This window comes from Roseovarius nanhaiticus (assembly GCF_900156535.1).
Classification (GTDB): domain Bacteria; phylum Pseudomonadota; class Alphaproteobacteria; order Rhodobacterales; family Rhodobacteraceae; genus Roseovarius; species Roseovarius nanhaiticus.
On record NZ_FTNV01000004.1, the window covers coordinates 1 to 15,126 of the forward strand.

Sequence of the window (15,126 nt, forward strand, 5' to 3'; positions counted from 1 at the left end):
GATATATGTGCAGTCATCGTTCATCGAATGAACCAAACCGCCCACATATCTCTTCAGATATCATCAATGTCAAAAAACGTCGGACCCAAAAGCCCAAGAACAAAATCGACAAACAGCGCCCTATACAAACGGCGCAGCCCGCGTCATCAATCCCGAATTCTTCCCGGGCAAGACCGCCAGAGCACCGCTCCAACTCCCCGTCCCGTACCCCAGCACCGCATCAGCGCCGCCGGTGAAGGGGGATTTAAGGTGAGACGCGCCGGGCCGCAACCCCTTTTTCGCACGGTTCCCGGATTTTCCCTAGATATTCTTTTACGTCGTTTGAAAACAACTACTTAGATCTGAGTTTTTCGTTCTCTAACGATCAAGCTTTGGCAAGAGTGAGAGAATCGCAGTGCCCAAATCGGTGCAATTTCAGTCTCTGCACCCGATTCCGTCCCAAAACCGCCAGCAGAGTCGCGCGATCGGGCCGCCAGAGGCTCCGACGCGCCCCCTCCTCAGACACGCCGCAGCAGTCTGAACGCGGCCGAGGCTCCCCACCCGGCGGCGATCGCGATGACCAATGACATTATACCATAAAGAAAAGCGTTCTCGCGCGAGAGCTCAAAGAGCCATCGCTCCAGACCCACCTTGCGCACGTCGATGATGGTTTCATAGCGCGACACCACCGCACCGTCCCGCGTCAGGAAGATGCGGGTGACGTAGTCTCCCTCGGTCAGGTTGGCGGGCAGATCGATGGAGGTCTGGAACAACGTTTGCTCGCTTACCTCTACGGCGCCCTCGAGAATCTGGTAGGCGCCGCTGCGCTCTCGGATGCGGATGACCGCATCGCTGAAGCTTTGGCTGTCCACCACGCCACCCGGAGCCCCGACCGAGCGGATCGCGCGCGGGATGGAGATCTTGTGGCGCAGATCCTCGACCTGGCTCAGCGTTTCTGACCATGGCCCGGACGTGGCGACGGCGTAGAAACTTGGGGCGGCGTCCACCTCGACCGCGTCAACATTCACCCAGATTCCAAATCGCCGCTCCTTGCGGCGCACATCCAAAGGCTGGCTCGGCCCGGCAATCGCCACCACGACGCCCAGATCACTTACCGGGATCGCCTCTTCGCGCTTGATTGCGCCGAACAGCAGGATCTGCGAGCCGTCGAAGGTGGTATCGATCGAAATGCTGTTGCGGCTGAGACCCAGCACGACTTCCTCGGCTGCCGCCGAGACCGGCAAGAATAGAGCGAGGGCCAGCAGCACGGTCTTCATGACGGCGCGATCTCACTGATCGAGAAGATGTCCGTCGGCGGAAGCAGAAGATCCAGCCCCAGCTTGAGACAGACGGCCAACACCAGCACTGCCAGAAGGATGCGCAATTGCTCGGCCTTCATGCGCGCGCCGATTTGCGTGCCGAATTGTGCACCCACCACGCCGCCGACCAGCAGGAAAAGCGCCAGCACCACATCGACGATATGGCTTGTCGTGGCATGCAGCATCGTGGTGAAGGCCGCAACGAAGATGATCTGGAAGAGCGACGTGCCCACGACGACCTTGGTCGGCATGCCCAGCAGATAGATCATTGCGGGCACCATGATGAAGCCTCCGCCGACACCCATGATGGCTGCCAGCACGCCCACCGACATCCCGACGATGACCGGGGGAATGACACTGATATAGAGGCCCGAAGTGCGAAACCGCATCTTGAGCGGCAGCTTCTGGATCCAGGTATGCTTCTTGCGCGGGGCCATGGGGCCGCCTTTGCGCGTGCGGCGGATGGCGCGCAGACTCTCAAAAAACATGAGCCCGCCAATGATCCCCAGGAAAACGACGTAAAACAGCGTAACCAGCAGATCGACCTGCCCCATCGCCTTGAGATAGTTGAACAGCATCACGCCAAAGCCGGCGCCCACAAGCCCGCCGATCAGCAGGACCGTGCCCATGCGCAGATCCACCGCCTTGCGCCTGAAATGCGCGAGCACAGCGGAGAAGGAAGAGGCGACGATCTGGTTCGCGCCGGTCGCAACGGCGACGGCGGGCGGGATGCCGATAAAGAAGAGCAGCGGCGTCATCAGAAATCCGCCGCCCACACCAAACATCCCGGACAAAACCCCGACAAGGCCCCCAAGGCCCAGCAGGAGAAAGATGTTAACCGACACCTCGGCGATGGGGAGGTAGATCTGCATGACCTCTGGTAGCGCCCGGCACCGCCATTTGGCAAGCGTCCGGGCCCCGCGGCCGCCTCTTTTCATGCGTCTCTATCGCGCGCTTGCCAGCTTCCAGGCCGCTATCACGAAAAACGCGCCCAACCCCGCCTCGATCCAGCGGCGCCCGGCGGCGTATCCGCGGCGAATTGGCGCCGAGGATAGCAGCAACGCCCAGGCAACATGCGCCAGCAGCGAAATCACGAAGACACCGATGACGAAGGCAGACGCAACAGCCAAACCGCCCCCCTGCGCCGCACCCACGGACGCGATGGCCAGCCAGAAGATCACGGCCTTGGGATTGGTTACCTGCAACAGGTATCCAGACAGGAAACGGCGCGGCAGGCTGCGCCTGCGTACCTCGCGCGCGTTCACCCTTGGCGGATGCACTGCCTTGCGAAAAGCACCAAAGGCCAGCCACAAAAGGTAACCCGCCCCGATCAATCGCAACGCGCCCATCGCCCAGGCCGCCTGACTGAGGATAAGGCCGACGCCCAGCAACGTCGCCACATTGATCGTCGCGCTGCCCGCCGCGATGCCAAGTGCCGCAACCAACGCATCGCGGCGGCCTTCGGTTTGCGCAACGCCCAGTAGCATCGCGACCGCAGGCCCGGGCGACGCCGCGGCGACCGCAAGTATGGAATAAGCGGCGATGAAGCCGGGCAGATAAGCAACATACTCGCTCACGCGATCAAATCTTTCGCCAGCACCAGCGCGTCAACGGGTGTGCCACCCGGCCGCGCGTAATAGCCCGCCCGTCGTCCGGTCTCGGCGTAGCCTGCCCGCGCATAAAGCGCGCGCGCCGCCGGGTTATCCTGGGCCACCTCCAGGAATTGCCGATTGGCGCCAGCCTCCGCGACACGGCGCTCGACTTGGGTCAAAAGGCGCGTGGCAATTCCCTCCCGGCGATGCTCGGGGTCAGTTGCCAGCGTCAAGAGCTCGGCCTCGCCCGCAATCACGCGCGCCAAGGCAAAGCCATGCGTCTCATGGGCGAGATGGCAATGCGGCGCGTCGATCAGGTAGGAAAACTCAGCGATGCTCCAGCCCCGCCCAGTCGGCGCGAACGCGCGGGCATGCAGACGCGCCAGCGCCTCGGCGACACTCACAAGGGCGCCTCCGGCAGCATCACCGGCGGCACGTCGCGCGCCGGCGCCGCGTCCGCCTGCTTGAGGTAAAACGGCGCAGCGGGTGCGTCGCCTAATTGCCACCGCGTGGTGGCGATCCGCGCGATTGCGGCGCCGGGCGCATGAGCCGCCGGAATATGCGGCACGCCCAGATGCGCCGCTATCTCGGCGCCCGCCGTTCCGACCGAAATCAGCCCAGGTTCGACCAGCGTCAACGGCAGCGCGTCAATCGAGATCAACTGCGGCGGCAGCGCGCGCGCCATACCGTAACCGGCCACATACGCCTGCCCGCGCGGCGCCGCGATCGCCGCAATCACCGGCCCCGCCGCGTCATGCGCCAAGCCATCGAGCAGCGTTACCCCGACGGCCCGGATGCCCAGAGACAATGCCAGACCCCGCATCGCAGAAACGGAAATGCGGATACCCGTAAAATTACCCGGCCCCGTACCAACACCAATGGCCGAAAGATCACTCCAATCGGCCCCGCCTCGCGCCATCAGATCTTCAAGCAGCGGGAACAGCGTCTCGACCTGACCCTTCGTCATATCTTGGTACAGGTCACAAAGCACATCGCCGCCCTGCAAGAGGACGGCGCTGCAATAGGAACCCGACGTATCTACGCCAAGGATCAAAGGTTCAGACACCGACAGGGCGCACCTCGGTCACTTCGGGAATGTAGTGCCTCAGCAGATTCTCGATGCCCATCTTGAGCGTGATGGTCGAGGACGGGCAGCCGGCGCAGGCGCCTTGCATGTGCAGGTAGACGACACCGCGATCAAATCCGTGAAACGTGATATCGCCGCCATCCTGCGCCACGGCAGGACGTACCCGCGTATCCAGCAATTCCTTGATCTGGCCGACGATTTCGCCATCCTCGCCCGTATGCTCGGAGTGGCCCGAGGCGGCGGTGCCGCCATCTTTCATGACAGGCAGACCTGACTGGAAATGCTCCATGATCGCGCCCAGAATACCGGGCTTGATGTGATCCCACTCGGTCATATCTGTCTTGGTCACCGTGATGAAATCATTGCCAAAGAAGACTGCCGTCACGCCATCCACAGCAAAGATGCGCCCAGCGAGCGGGGATGCATCCGCATTCTCGGCCGACGGAAAGTCCGCCGTGCCCGCGGGCAGGACGGTCTGCCCCGGCAGAAATTTCAGCGTCGCCGGATTGGGTGTGGATTCGGTCTGGATGAACATGGGAAGCCCCCTGAATTGTCTGACTTTGCATATGCGCCCCCGCGCGGCCCGAGTCAAGGTTTGGAACGATTCTAAACTGCTCGCCACACTTTCATTGTTCGGAAAATACTCCTGCCGGAGGCTGCAACCCGCGCGAATGCCGGGCGCCCGCTCAATGCTCCGGCGCTGTAAACCCTTCAATCAATTGGCGCAGGCCCAGCGCGGCGCCTGCGAAGATACCCGCGAATACGATGGGCGCGTTGAACGTCAGCAACGAAAAGGCTGAAATGCCCTGACCGATGGTGCATCCCATGGCCAGCGCCGCCCCGAATCCCATTAGGACAGCGCCCAACACCTGGCGGCGCAGCTCACGCGGATCTTCGCAGGCCTCCCAACGGAAATGGCCCTTGATCAAGCTCCCGGCGAAGGCGCCGGCCAGAACCCCGGCGACCGAACCGACGCCAAAGGTGAGGCCGCCGCCGCTTGACGTCATGAGAAAGAGCAACGTTTCGCCCAGCGGCGAGGTGAATGTGTGACTGTTCACCGGCGCGGCGGCAAAGCCGGTGCGCGCGACCCATTGCGTGCCCGCCCAGCCGCTGACGATGGCCAGCCCCGCAAGCGTACCCCAGATCACCGCACCACGCGCCTGCCGGAAGGGGTGCGACCACAGCATCCAGCCCGTGATCGCGGCGCTGATCGCCAGCCCCCAAACCACCGACGGCATACCGAAGACCGCGCTCAGCGCGTCGGGATAACTGCGCGCGCCCGTCTCAACCGACGAAAGGCCGAGGCCGATAAGACGCAGCTGCGCAAGCGGCCCGGACAGGGCGACATATGTCGCAATCCCCATGACCAGAACAATCACGAAGGATCGCAGGTCGCCGCCCCCGAACCGGGCCAGCGCGCCAAAGCCGCAATTTCCGGCCAGCGCCATCCCGTAACCGAACAGCAGCCCGCCCATCACGCCGTACAGCGGCGACCACGGCGCGATATGGTAGATCGTCTGCGCCGGATCGAGCGCGCCAAGACCGATAAGCGCGAACGCACCCAGCCCCGCCACACCGATGGCGAGGCCCCACATGCGAAGCCGCACACTATTGCCCGAATAGAGAAAATCCTCGATCCCGCCCAAAGTGCAGAACCGTCCCAACCGCGCAGCAAGGCCCAGGATCACGCCACCACCAAACCCGATCAGGGCCAGCAGCACAGTCTCGGAGAGCGCGGATATCATGGTCCGCCCCTTGCCGCGCGTATGGCGCTAATTGTTCTTGCAGAAAAGATCATAGACGAGGTCCAGGATCTGAATCGCGCGCGGGTCAGTCAGGCTGTAATAGATGGCCTTGCCCTCGCGGCGCGGCGATACCAGCCCTTCGGCTCTCAGCCGCGACAGCTGTTGCGACACCGCTGCCTGCCGCGACGACAGTAGCTGTTCCAACTCGGTCACGGATTTCTCGCCATTGGCCAGATGACACAGGATCATCAGCCGCCCTTCGTGACAGATCGCCTTGAGAAACTGCGCCGCATTCTGCGCGTTTTGCATCATCCGATCCAAATCGGCTTCGGACATATCCTTGGTGATGACGGGCAAAGACATAAGCTAATGTATCCCAGTTCGCAGCTTGGAATAACCGCTGGAGCGCGTTCTGGCAAATTGCAACTGCGCAATGCCACCGAAAGGCGTGTCGCTAAAAGACCGCGTTACGGCGCCACCCCTGCTCATTCGGCGCCCGGCGCGGTTACATCGTGCGTGTCCAGAAGATTTCCCAGAACGAACCAGAAGAATTCGTCCCCCGCATAGCCCTCGATCCGGCCCAGCTCCTGTCCGTCCTCGACCAGCACAAAAGTCGGCGTAAAGACCGGGGGCGAGGTGAAGGCGATGTCATCCGGCAGATCACGCAGATCGACGCGGCGCAGGGGCGCGCGCGCGGCCTCTTCTGTCTTGGGGTAGATCGGGCCGATCTCCGCGTTCCATTGGGCGCACCAATGGCATCCGGCCTGTTCGACCATGACCAGATCCGCCGCTGCCCCGGGCAGCGCCATCCATATCGCTCCAAGAGTAAGGGCCGCGCGCCGCATCAGGCTTCCCGATTGACTGATCATCCAAATATAAAATAGTTTGAATATGTAATCGGCACAAGTGGCAGGGAGGCGCCCCATGTTCGATGTATCGTTTTTGGGCGCCTTCGTTGGCGGGCTGATCGTTTTCTTTTCGCCCTGCATCCTGCCCATCGTGCCCTTCTATCTCAGCTACATGGCCGGCGCATCCATGTCCGAGATCAGCGCAGAGGGCCGCCTTGCGCCCGGCGTGCGGCAACGTGCATTCTTTGCATCCATCATGTTCTCGCTCGGGATCATCACCGTCTTTGTTCTGCTGGGCGCGGCGGCCTACGGCCTCAGCCAGACATTCCGCAGCATGCAGACGGAGTTCCGTCTCTTCGCCGCGCTCGTCGTGCTGGTCATGGCCCTGCATTTCCTTGGTGTCTTTCGCATCGGCTTTCTCAACCGCGCGTTTCAGATGGATGCGGGCGATACGCAGAACATGTCGGTGCTGGGCGCCTATGTGGTCGGCTTTGCCTTTGCCGCCGGGTGGACGCCCTGCGTCGGCGGCGTTCTGACCGCTGTCGTCTTTACCGCCAGCACCGAGGCGACGGCGGCGCGCGGCCTTGTTCTGCTGCTGGTCTTCGGTGTGGCGATGACGGCACCCTTCGTGGTTGCGTCGCTCTTTATCGGGCCGTTCCTGAAATTCGCCTCGAAATTCCGCCGCCACCTGCCCAAGGTCGAAAAGGCGATGGGTCTTCTGCTTCTGCTCTTTGCAGGTCTCATCGCCACCGACAGCGTCAATTACATTGCGCAGTGGATGCTGCAAACGTTCCCCGTCTTTCAGAACATATAGGGAGATCACCCCATGAAACGCCTCATTGCCCTACTGCTTCTCGTTGCCTTCCCTGCGTTTTCAGCCACCCTGGGGGACGACGGCCTGCACAAGCAGGACTGGATGCGCGACACTTTCAAGGATCTTTCCGAGGATCTGGCCGAGGCGAATGCCGAAGGCAAGCGCCTCGTGGTCATGGTCGAGCAGCGCGGCTGCATCTATTGCGACAAGATGCACAAGGAGGTCTTCTCGCGCGAGGATGTCTCCAGCTATATCCGCGACAACTTCTTCGTGGTGCAAATCAATCTGCATGGCGACACCGAGATCACGGATTTCGATGGCGAGGTGCTCAGCGAAAAGGATGCCGCGCGCAAATGGGGCCTGCTTTTCACACCATCGATTCTCTTCCTCCCCGAAGACGTTGAGAGCGACGAAACCGCCCAATCGGCTGCGGTCGCGTTGATGCCCGGCGCCTTCGGGGCCGGAACGACGCTGGATATGTTCACCTGGGTCAACGAAAAGCGCTACGAGCTTGATTCCGGTGAGGATTTCCAACGCTATCACGCCCGCCGCATCCAAGAACGCGCCAATGGATCGACAGATTGAGCTATTTCCATTCCTGTCAAGCGCAACTTACACTTGCTACATCGTGTCGCGGTGCTCTAGAGTATGCCAAAGATTGAATGTGTTTGGGAGGACGCATGGAACGCAAATTCCTCATACTATTGGCATTCGCCGCATCGACAGGTGCCGCTGCCGCTGAGATCGCTCCGTCCGACGTGTCCTACGTCGACGGCAGCATCGAAACGTCACTGACCGGCACGCCCGGCAATGCCGAGAATGGCCGCCAGATCGTCGGCAACAAAAGCCTTGGCAACTGTGTGGCCTGCCATCAGATCAGCGATCTGTCGGACGTGCCCTTCCAGGGCGAAATCGGCCCGGCGCTGGACGGCACCGGCGCACGCTGGAGCGAGGCAGAGCTGCGCGGCATCGTCGCCAACGCCAAGATCATGTTCCCCGAGAGCATGATGCCGTCCTTCTACAAGACGACCGGCTACATTCGGCCCGGTGACGCTTATACGGGCAAGGCGGCGGGCGAAGATCTGCCCCCCCTGCTGGCCGCACAACAGATCGAAGACGTGGTCGCCTATCTGACCACGCTCACTGAATACTAAACTGGATCGAGACGCCTCCCGCAACGTCGCAGGGGGCACTCCGCCCGCAAGGGCAGGCTTGACGGCCCCAGATATGGGCCAAACGGAGGTTATGACATGCAACTGACACGACGCGATGCAATTGTGATCGGGGCCGGCGCGATGCTGGTGGCCGGTCTGCCCCTGCGCGCTTCGGCGGCCACCGGGGACGAGGCAATCGCCGCCTTCACCGGCGGCGCCGAAGTGGGCGAGGGCGACATCACGCTGACCGCCCCCGAAATCGCTGAGAACGGCAACACCGTCCCGATCGAAGTGTCTTCGGAAAGCGCCTCGGAAATCATGGTGCTGGCGCTTGGCAACCCGACGCCCGCAGTGGCGACATTCAAATTCGGACCGCTGGCCGCCTCGCGCGCCGCATCGACGCGCATTCGCCTTGCAGGCACGCAGGATGTGGTCGCCATCGCGAAGCTGCAGGACGGCTCGTTCGTCAAGGCGTCTTCGACGGTCAAGGTAACAATCGGCGGCTGCGGCGGCTAAATCAGGAGATCATGACATGGCAGAAGGTGTAAAACCCCGCGTCAAAGTGCCGAGCAAAGCTTCGGCCGGCGAAGAGATCGTCATCAAGACACTCATCAGCCACAAGATGGAGTCCGGTCAGCGCAAGGATGGTGACGGCAACGTCATTCCGCGCTCGATCATCAACCGCTTCACCTGCGATTTCAACGGCGAGAACGTCATCGACGTTAAGATGGAGCCCGCGATTTCCACGAATCCCTACATGGAATTCGAAGCGATCGTGCCCGAGTCCGGTGAATTTACCTTCACCTGGTACGATGATGACGGCTCGGTCTACACGGAAAGCAAAGAGATCACCGTCGGGTGATCCACGCGTCTTGGGAGGGACAAGGATGAAACGACTGACAGCCACCATCACTGCCGGCCTCATGGCCGGCACCATGGCCACGGCAGAACCGGTGGATGACACGCTTGTCCTGAACGGTGAGACCGAGATGGTCACGCGCACCGCCGCGCCCGCCGCCGTGGAAGGCGCGCTGGACGAGGTGATCTCGGGTTGGCACTACCGCGGTGATGAAACGCGCGTGATGCAGGCCGATGATTTCGACAATCCCGGCATGATCTTCGTCGAGCAGGCCGAGGATACCTGGAATATGGCCGAAGGATCAGCAGGCAAGTCCTGCGCCGATTGCCATGGCGCCTCCGAGGAGATGGCAGGCGTGCGTCCGGTCTATCCCAAGTGGAATGAAGAGGCTGGCGAGGTCCGCACCCTGGAGATGCAGATCAACGACTGCCGCGAGAACCAGATGGGCGCGGAGCCGTGGAAATACACCGGAAACGAGATGGTCAACATGACCGCGCTCATCGCATCCGTATCGCGCGGCATGCCGGTGAACGTGGCCACCGATGGCCCCGTGCAGTCCACGTGGGAGCAGGGCAAGGAGCTGTATTACACGCGCTTCGGCCAGCTCGAGCTGGCTTGCTCGAACTGCCATGAGGACAACAACGGCATGATGATCCGCGCTGATCACCTCAGCCAGGGCCAGATCAACGGCTTTCCGGTCTATCGCCTGAAAAACACCAAGCTGAACGCGGTGCATTCGCGCTTCAAGGGCTGTGTCCGCGACACCCGCGCCGAGACATTTGCACCGGGCAGCCCCGAATTCGTGGCGCTTGAGCTTTATGTCGCCTCGCGCGGCAATGGCCTCTCGGTCGAGGGTCCGTCCGTCCGCAACTAACTCCGAAATGCCCCGCACGGCATCCCGTGCGGGGTTTTTTCGAGCCAATACATTCAGGAACACGCATATGATATCCCGTCGCGACTTTCTCCAGACCAGCATGGCGGCCAGTGCCCTTCTCGGCGCGTCGGGCTTTGGCAAATGGGGCCGCCTCGCCGCGCAGCAGGCGCTGACTCAGGACCAGCTGACCCAGTTCGACACGTTCGGAAACGTCTCACTGATCCACGTCACGGATATCCATGCGCAGCTGAAACCGATCTATTTCCGCGAGCCTTCGGTCAATCTGGGCGTCGGCCCCAACAAGGGCGAGGTGCCGCATATCACTGGCGCCGATTTCCGCCGGATGTACGGCATCGACGATGGCTCCTACGCGCATTACGCGCTGTCATCGGGTGATTTCACCGCGCTGGCACGCGAATACGGCCGCGTTGGCGGCCTCGACCGGGTGGCGACGGTCATCAATCAGATCCGCGCCGACCGCCCCGACGCCCTGCTGCTGGATGGCGGCGATACATGGCATGGCAGCTATACCTGCCACCAGACCCAAGGCCAGGACATGGTCACCGTGATGAACGCGCTGAAGCCGGACGCGATGACCTTCCATTGGGAATTCACATTGGGGTCCGATCGCGTACGCGAAATCGTCGAAGGCCTGCCCTTCGCCGCGCTGGGGCAGAACATTTTCGACGCCGAATGGGATGAGCCTGCCGAGCTGTTCCCGCCCTACCAATTTTTTGAGCGTGGCGGCGTCAAGATCGCCGTGATCGGCCAGGCGTTTCCCTACATGCCCATCGCCAATCCGGGCTGGATGTTCCCCGAATACTCCTTCGGCATCCGGGACGAGCATATGCAGCAGATGGTCGACGAGGTGCGCAGCCAGGGCGCCGAGCTGGTCGTCTGCCTCAGCCATAACGGCTTTGACGTGGACAAGAAGATGGCCAGCATCGTCACAGGCATCGACGTGATCCTGTCGGGCCACACCCATGACGCCCTCCCCGAGCCTGTGCTGGTCGGCGAGACAATCATCGTCGCCTCCGGGTCGAATGGGAAATTCGTCAGCCGCGTCGATCTGGACGTGCGCGATGGCCGCATGATGGGCTTTCGCCACAAGCTGATCCCGATCCTGTCGGACGTGATCGAACCGGACAAGGAGGTTGCCGCCGTCATCGACGAGGTCCGCGCACCTTACGCGGACGCGCTGGCCGAGGTGATCGGCAAGACCGACAGCCTTCTTTACCGTCGCGGCAATTTCAACGGCACCTGGGATGACGTGATCTGCGACGCGCTCCTGTCACAGCGGGACGCGGAAATCGCGCTCAGCCCCGGTGTGCGCTGGGGGCCGTCGCTTCTGCCCGGTCAGGACATCACCCGCGACGATCTGTGGGGCGTTACCTCGATGTCCTATGGCGAGGCCTACCGCACCGAAATGACGGGCGAATACCTCAAGGTCGTGCTCGAGGATGTGGCCGACAACCTCTTCAACCCCGACCCCTACTACCAGCAGGGTGGCGACATGGTGCGCACCGGTGGCCTTGGCTACCGCATCGACATCACCAAGCCACAGGGTGAGCGCATCAGCAACCTGACGCTTCTGCCCAGCGGCGAGGCCATCGACCCCGCGCGCAGCTATAGCGTCGCCGGCTGGGCCTCGGTCAACGAAGGCACGGAAGGCCCGCAGATCTGGGACGTGGTCGAGGCGCATATTCGCGACAAGGGCACAGTCAGCGCGCCCGGACATGACAGCGTCGAGGTCGTGGGCCTGTGACCGAGCATGTGACAGACAAGACACCAAAAACGGAGGACACCATGTCAAAAGGACCTTCGCGCCGCAATTTTCTGCGCGGCGCCGCCGCCGGAACGGCGCTGATCGCCGGGGGCGCGGCGCGGGCCGCAAACACCCCCGATCCTCTCATCACCGAGGTTCAGCCCTGGGCCAGCGGCTTTGGTGATCCGGTCGATGCCCACCCCTACGGCCTGCCGATCCGCTTTGAGGATGACGTCATTCGCCGCAATGTCGAATGGCTGACCGCCGACACGATCAGCTCGATCAACTTCACGCCGATCCACGCACTCGACGGCACGATCACGCCGCAGGGCTGCGCGTTCGAGCGGCACCATTCGGGTGCGATCGAGCTGGCGAAATCCGACTATCGTCTGATGATCAACGGCCTCGTCGATCGTCCGCTGGTCTTCACCTACGAGGATCTGGAGCGCTTCCCGCGCGAGAACCACGTCTATTTCTGCGAATGCGCCGCGAATAGCGGCATGGAATGGGCCGGTGCTCAGCTGAACGGCGCGCAATTCACCCACGGCATGATCCACAACATGGAATATACCGGCGTGCCCCTGCGCACGATCCTTGAGGAAGCGGGCTTGGATGCTGCTGGCGATCCCAAGGACAAGTGGGTGTTCGTCGAGGGGGCCGATGCGTCGTCGAACGGCCGCTCGATCCCGATGGATAAGGCGCTGGACGACGTTCTCGTCGCCTTCAAGGCCAATGGCGAGGCTCTGCGCAAGGAGCATGGCTATCCCGTGCGCCTCGTCGTTCCGGGCTGGGAAGGCAATATGTGGGTCAAGTGGATCCGCCGGATCGAGGTCATGGATGGCCCCGTGGAAAGCCGCGAGGAAACCTCGAAATATACCGACACGATGGCCGACGGCACGTCGCGCAAATGGACCTGGGCGATGGACGCGAAATCCGTCATCACGTCGCCCAGCCCGCAATCGCCGATCCCCCATGGCAAGGGCCCGCTGGTCATCAGCGGCCTTGCCTGGTCCGGCAACGGCGCGATCGCCCGCGTCGATGTGTCGAAGGACGGCGGCAAGACATGGGAGACCGCGCGCCTTGCCAAGCCTGGCGAGAAGATGGCCCTCACTCGCTTTTACCTGGATACGGACTGGGATGGCGAGGAGATGCTGCTGCAAAGCCGCGCCATGGACGACACGGGCTACATTCAGCCAACCAAGACCCAGCTGCGCGAAGTGCGCGGGCTGAACTCCATCTACCACAATAACGCGATCCAGACCTGGCTGGTCCGCGCAAGCGGGGAGGCAGAAAATGTCGAAGTTTCTTAAACTCGGGGTCGCTCTGACCCTCATGACCGGCGCGGCCCATGCCGAAGGCTTCGGCCTCGGCCGCGAAGCCCTGCCCGAAGAGATCGCGGCGTGGAATCTGGACATCCGCCCCGGCGGCATCGGCCTGCCCGAAGGCTCGGGCGATGTGTGGACCGGCGAAGAGGTTTTCGTGGAGAAATGCGCGGCCTGCCACGGTGACTTTGCCGAAGGTCTCGGCAATTGGCCCAAGCTGGCGGGCGGCGAAGGTACGCTCGATCACGAAGATCCGGTCAAGACAGTGGGCAGCTATTGGCCCTACCTCTCGACCACCTGGGACTATGTGAACCGTTCAATGCCCTATGGCAACGCGCAGTCGCTGACCCCGGACGAGGTCTATGCCATCGTCGCCTATATTCTATATTCCAACTATTTGGTCGAAGATGACTTTGTTTTGTCGGATGAGACCTTCGCTGATTTCGAAATGCCGAACGCGGACGGGTTTTTCGTAGATGACCGACCCGAGACGGAGTACGCCCAGTGGTCGTCGGGCGAGCCATGCATGGAGAATTGCAAGGAAAACGTCGAGATCACCATGCGGGCCACGATTCTGGACGTGACCCCGGATACCGGCAGTGACGAAGAAGCAAGCGCCGATGCGGTCGAGGCCGAAGGCACGGACATGGCTGAGGCCGAGCCAGCGACAGAAGACGTGGCAGAGGCCGAGCAAAGTGCCGCCGCGCCCGACCCCGAGCTTGTCGCCGCCGGTGAAAAGGTGTTTCGCCAGTGCAAAGCCTGCCACCAGATCGGCGATGGTGCGAAAAACCGCGTCGGCCCGATCCTGACCGGCATCGTCGGACAGCCAGCAGGCGCTGTCGATGGCTTTCGCTACTCCAAGGCGCTGCAGGCAATGGCCGATGACGGTCTGGTCTGGGATGAGGCCAGCCTTGCGGCGTTCCTCGCCGATCCGCGCGGTTTCATGAAGGGCACCAAGATGAGTTTTGCAGGCCTGCGCAAAGAGGACGAGCTCAAGGCCATCACTGCTTATCTGGCAAGCTTTCCGGGATGACCCGGCGCGCGCTGGCCCTTGCCGCGGCACTAGTCGCGGCGCTGGCCAGCGCATCCGCGCGCGCCGATACCGGCGCCGCCCCTCTCGGCGATGCCAATGCAGGCGAGGCCGTGTTCGACCAATGCAAGGCGTGCCACCAGGTCGGACCGGGCGCTACGGATCGCGTCGGCCCACACCTCAATCGCATCTTCGGACGGCAAGCCGCGTCGCATGACGGCTACCGCTATTCCGACTCGATGGCGCGTGCCGGGGCCGATGGCCTGATCTGGACCGCCAAGACGCTGGACGCCTATATCGAGAATCCTCGCGCGTTGGTCTCGAAGACACGGATGAGTTTTCGCGGCCTCAAAGACCCCGAAGACCGGGCCAACCTTCTGGCTTATCTGCGTATCTTCTCGGACAATCCCTCGGACCTCCCCGAGGCCGCGCCGACTGCGCGCGGCACTGATCACGATCTGGACCCCGCCATTCTGGCGCTTGTCGGCGACGCGGAATACGGCGAATATCTCTCTAGCGAGTGTCTGACCTGCCATCAGGCCGACGGCAGCGCCCAGGGCATTCCGGGCATCACCGGCTGGCCGACCGAGGATTTCGTCGTCGCCATGCACGCCTACAAGTCCAGGCTGCGCCCGCATCCTGTGATGCAGATGATGGCCGGGCGTCTCAGCGACGAAGAGATCGCCGCGCTCGCCGCCTATTTCAAGGAGCTCGATTAACGCGCTCCGCACTCTGGGA

The 15,126-nt window shown here is 62.4% G+C and carries 19 protein-coding genes; 10 read left to right on the forward strand and 9 right to left on the reverse strand.

The genetic code is table 11. The annotated features are described in order from the left end of the window. Positions 1-497: 497 nt before the first annotated feature. The 9 genes from BW975_RS15675 to BW975_RS15715 all read right to left on the reverse strand — a co-directional run bounded on the left by BW975_RS15675 (position 498) and on the right by BW975_RS15715 (position 6,531). Complete coding sequence (locus BW975_RS15675) at positions 498-1,256, reverse strand: TIGR02186 family protein (protein WP_076535297.1); 759 nt, start codon at positions 1,254-1,256, stop codon at positions 498-500. Continuing rightward, positions 1,253-2,170, reverse strand: a complete 918-nt coding sequence (locus BW975_RS15680; RefSeq protein WP_076535298.1) for a sulfite exporter TauE/SafE family protein — start codon at positions 2,168-2,170, stop codon at positions 1,253-1,255. Before BW975_RS15680 ends, BW975_RS15675 begins: the two co-directional genes overlap by 4 nt. A gap of 72 nt (positions 2,171-2,242) precedes the next feature. Continuing rightward, complete coding sequence (locus BW975_RS15685; RefSeq protein ID WP_076535299.1) at positions 2,243-2,875, reverse strand: LysE family translocator; 633 nt, start codon at positions 2,873-2,875, stop codon at positions 2,243-2,245. Beyond that, positions 2,872-3,294 (reverse strand): GNAT family N-acetyltransferase, encoded by a 423-nt coding sequence (locus tag BW975_RS15690; protein ID WP_076535300.1) that lies wholly within the window; start codon positions 3,292-3,294, stop codon positions 2,872-2,874. The genes BW975_RS15685 and BW975_RS15690 overlap by 4 nt, the downstream gene beginning before the upstream one ends. Next, a complete protein-coding gene (gene tsaB / locus BW975_RS15695) occupies positions 3,291-3,956 on the reverse strand; it encodes a tRNA (adenosine(37)-N6)-threonylcarbamoyltransferase complex dimerization subunit type 1 TsaB (protein ID WP_076535301.1) in 666 nt (221 codons plus the stop codon). Before tsaB ends, BW975_RS15690 begins: the two co-directional genes overlap by 4 nt. Beyond that, positions 3,949-4,512, reverse strand: a complete 564-nt coding sequence (locus BW975_RS15700) for a NifU family protein (protein WP_076535302.1) — start codon at positions 4,510-4,512, stop codon at positions 3,949-3,951. The genes tsaB and BW975_RS15700 overlap by 8 nt, the downstream gene beginning before the upstream one ends. A gap of 151 nt (positions 4,513-4,663) precedes the next feature. Continuing rightward, entirely contained in the window at positions 4,664-5,722 is a 1,059-nt protein-coding gene (locus BW975_RS15705; RefSeq protein WP_076535303.1) for a YeeE/YedE family protein, read from the reverse strand. 27 nt (positions 5,723-5,749) lie between these two features. Continuing rightward, entirely contained in the window at positions 5,750-6,085 is a 336-nt protein-coding gene (locus tag BW975_RS15710) for an ArsR/SmtB family transcription factor (protein WP_076535304.1), read from the reverse strand. A 122-nt stretch (positions 6,086-6,207) separates the two neighbouring features. Next, positions 6,208-6,531 carry a hypothetical protein gene (locus tag BW975_RS15715; protein WP_335743506.1) on the reverse strand — a complete coding sequence of 108 codons (324 nt, stop codon included), beginning with the start codon at positions 6,529-6,531 and terminating at the stop codon, positions 6,208-6,210. Positions 6,532-6,646: 115 nt separating this feature from the next. Between BW975_RS15715 and BW975_RS15720 the strand changes: the two genes are divergently transcribed. The 10 genes from BW975_RS15720 to BW975_RS15765 all read left to right on the forward strand — a co-directional run bounded on the left by BW975_RS15720 (position 6,647) and on the right by BW975_RS15765 (position 15,107). Further along, positions 6,647-7,384: a cytochrome c biogenesis CcdA family protein gene (locus BW975_RS15720; protein WP_076535305.1), complete on the forward strand. Its 738-nt coding sequence runs from the start codon at positions 6,647-6,649 to the stop codon at positions 7,382-7,384. Between the two features lie 12 nt (positions 7,385-7,396). After that, on the forward strand, positions 7,397-7,969 hold the full coding sequence (locus BW975_RS15725) for a thioredoxin family protein (protein ID WP_076535306.1): 573 nt from the start codon (positions 7,397-7,399) through the stop codon (positions 7,967-7,969). A 95-nt stretch (positions 7,970-8,064) separates the two neighbouring features. Then, positions 8,065-8,538, forward strand: a complete 474-nt coding sequence (gene soxX, locus BW975_RS15730; RefSeq protein ID WP_076535307.1) for a sulfur oxidation c-type cytochrome SoxX — start codon at positions 8,065-8,067, stop codon at positions 8,536-8,538. Positions 8,539-8,634: 96 nt separating this feature from the next. Further along, on the forward strand, positions 8,635-9,054 hold the full coding sequence (gene soxY / locus BW975_RS15735) for a thiosulfate oxidation carrier protein SoxY (protein WP_076535308.1): 420 nt from the start codon (positions 8,635-8,637) through the stop codon (positions 9,052-9,054). A gap of 16 nt (positions 9,055-9,070) precedes the next feature. Next, positions 9,071-9,400, forward strand: coding sequence for a thiosulfate oxidation carrier complex protein SoxZ (gene soxZ, locus BW975_RS15740; protein ID WP_076535309.1), 330 nt, complete (start codon positions 9,071-9,073; stop codon positions 9,398-9,400). Positions 9,401-9,425: 25 nt separating this feature from the next. Further along, entirely contained in the window at positions 9,426-10,271 is an 846-nt protein-coding gene (soxA, locus tag BW975_RS15745; protein ID WP_076535310.1) for a sulfur oxidation c-type cytochrome SoxA, read from the forward strand. Between the two features lie 67 nt (positions 10,272-10,338). Then, the gene (gene soxB, locus BW975_RS15750) at positions 10,339-12,036 is read left to right on the forward strand and encodes a thiosulfohydrolase SoxB (RefSeq protein WP_076535311.1); all 1,698 of its coding nucleotides are present in this window, start codon (positions 10,339-10,341) and stop codon (positions 12,034-12,036) included. 41 nt (positions 12,037-12,077) lie between these two features. Next, positions 12,078-13,346, forward strand: coding sequence for a sulfite dehydrogenase (gene soxC / locus BW975_RS15755; RefSeq protein ID WP_076535312.1), 1,269 nt, complete (start codon positions 12,078-12,080; stop codon positions 13,344-13,346). Next, positions 13,330-14,391: a c-type cytochrome gene (locus tag BW975_RS15760; protein WP_076535313.1), complete on the forward strand. Its 1,062-nt coding sequence runs from the start codon at positions 13,330-13,332 to the stop codon at positions 14,389-14,391. The genes soxC and BW975_RS15760 overlap by 17 nt, the downstream gene beginning before the upstream one ends. Further along, positions 14,388-15,107, forward strand: a complete 720-nt coding sequence (locus BW975_RS15765; RefSeq protein WP_076535314.1) for a c-type cytochrome — start codon at positions 14,388-14,390, stop codon at positions 15,105-15,107. The genes BW975_RS15760 and BW975_RS15765 overlap by 4 nt, the downstream gene beginning before the upstream one ends. The last annotated feature ends 19 nt before the right edge of the window (positions 15,108-15,126 follow it).

What these genes read in the sequence shown, in the direction of transcription:
- BW975_RS15675 (WP_076535297.1), bottom strand. Translation starts at nt 1,256, where the DNA reads ATGAAGACCGTGCTGCTGGCCCTCGCTCTATTCTTGCCGGTCTCGGCG.
- BW975_RS15680 (WP_076535298.1), bottom strand. Translation starts at nt 2,170, where the DNA reads ATGCAGATCTACCTCCCCATCGCCGAGGTGTCGGTTAACATCTTTCTC.
- BW975_RS15700 (WP_076535302.1), bottom strand. Translation starts at nt 4,512, where the DNA reads ATGTTCATCCAGACCGAATCCACACCCAATCCGGCGACGCTGAAATTT.
- BW975_RS15705 (WP_076535303.1), bottom strand. Translation starts at nt 5,722, where the DNA reads ATGATATCCGCGCTCTCCGAGACTGTGCTGCTGGCCCTGATCGGGTTT.
- BW975_RS15710 (WP_076535304.1), bottom strand. Translation starts at nt 6,085, where the DNA reads ATGTCTTTGCCCGTCATCACCAAGGATATGTCCGAAGCCGATTTGGAT.
- BW975_RS15715 (WP_335743506.1), bottom strand. Translation starts at nt 6,531, where the DNA reads ATGGCGCTGCCCGGGGCAGCGGCGGATCTGGTCATGGTCGAACAGGCC.
- BW975_RS15720 (WP_076535305.1), top strand. Translation starts at nt 6,647, where the DNA reads ATGTTCGATGTATCGTTTTTGGGCGCCTTCGTTGGCGGGCTGATCGTT.
- BW975_RS15725 (WP_076535306.1), top strand. Translation starts at nt 7,397, where the DNA reads ATGAAACGCCTCATTGCCCTACTGCTTCTCGTTGCCTTCCCTGCGTTT.
- soxX (WP_076535307.1), top strand. Translation starts at nt 8,065, where the DNA reads ATGGAACGCAAATTCCTCATACTATTGGCATTCGCCGCATCGACAGGT.
- soxY (WP_076535308.1), top strand. Translation starts at nt 8,635, where the DNA reads ATGCAACTGACACGACGCGATGCAATTGTGATCGGGGCCGGCGCGATG.
- soxZ (WP_076535309.1), top strand. Translation starts at nt 9,071, where the DNA reads ATGGCAGAAGGTGTAAAACCCCGCGTCAAAGTGCCGAGCAAAGCTTCG.
- soxA (WP_076535310.1), top strand. Translation starts at nt 9,426, where the DNA reads ATGAAACGACTGACAGCCACCATCACTGCCGGCCTCATGGCCGGCACC.
- soxB (WP_076535311.1), top strand. Translation starts at nt 10,339, where the DNA reads ATGATATCCCGTCGCGACTTTCTCCAGACCAGCATGGCGGCCAGTGCC.
- soxC (WP_076535312.1), top strand. Translation starts at nt 12,078, where the DNA reads ATGTCAAAAGGACCTTCGCGCCGCAATTTTCTGCGCGGCGCCGCCGCC.
- BW975_RS15760 (WP_076535313.1), top strand. Translation starts at nt 13,330, where the DNA reads ATGTCGAAGTTTCTTAAACTCGGGGTCGCTCTGACCCTCATGACCGGC.
- BW975_RS15765 (WP_076535314.1), top strand. Translation starts at nt 14,388, where the DNA reads ATGACCCGGCGCGCGCTGGCCCTTGCCGCGGCACTAGTCGCGGCGCTG.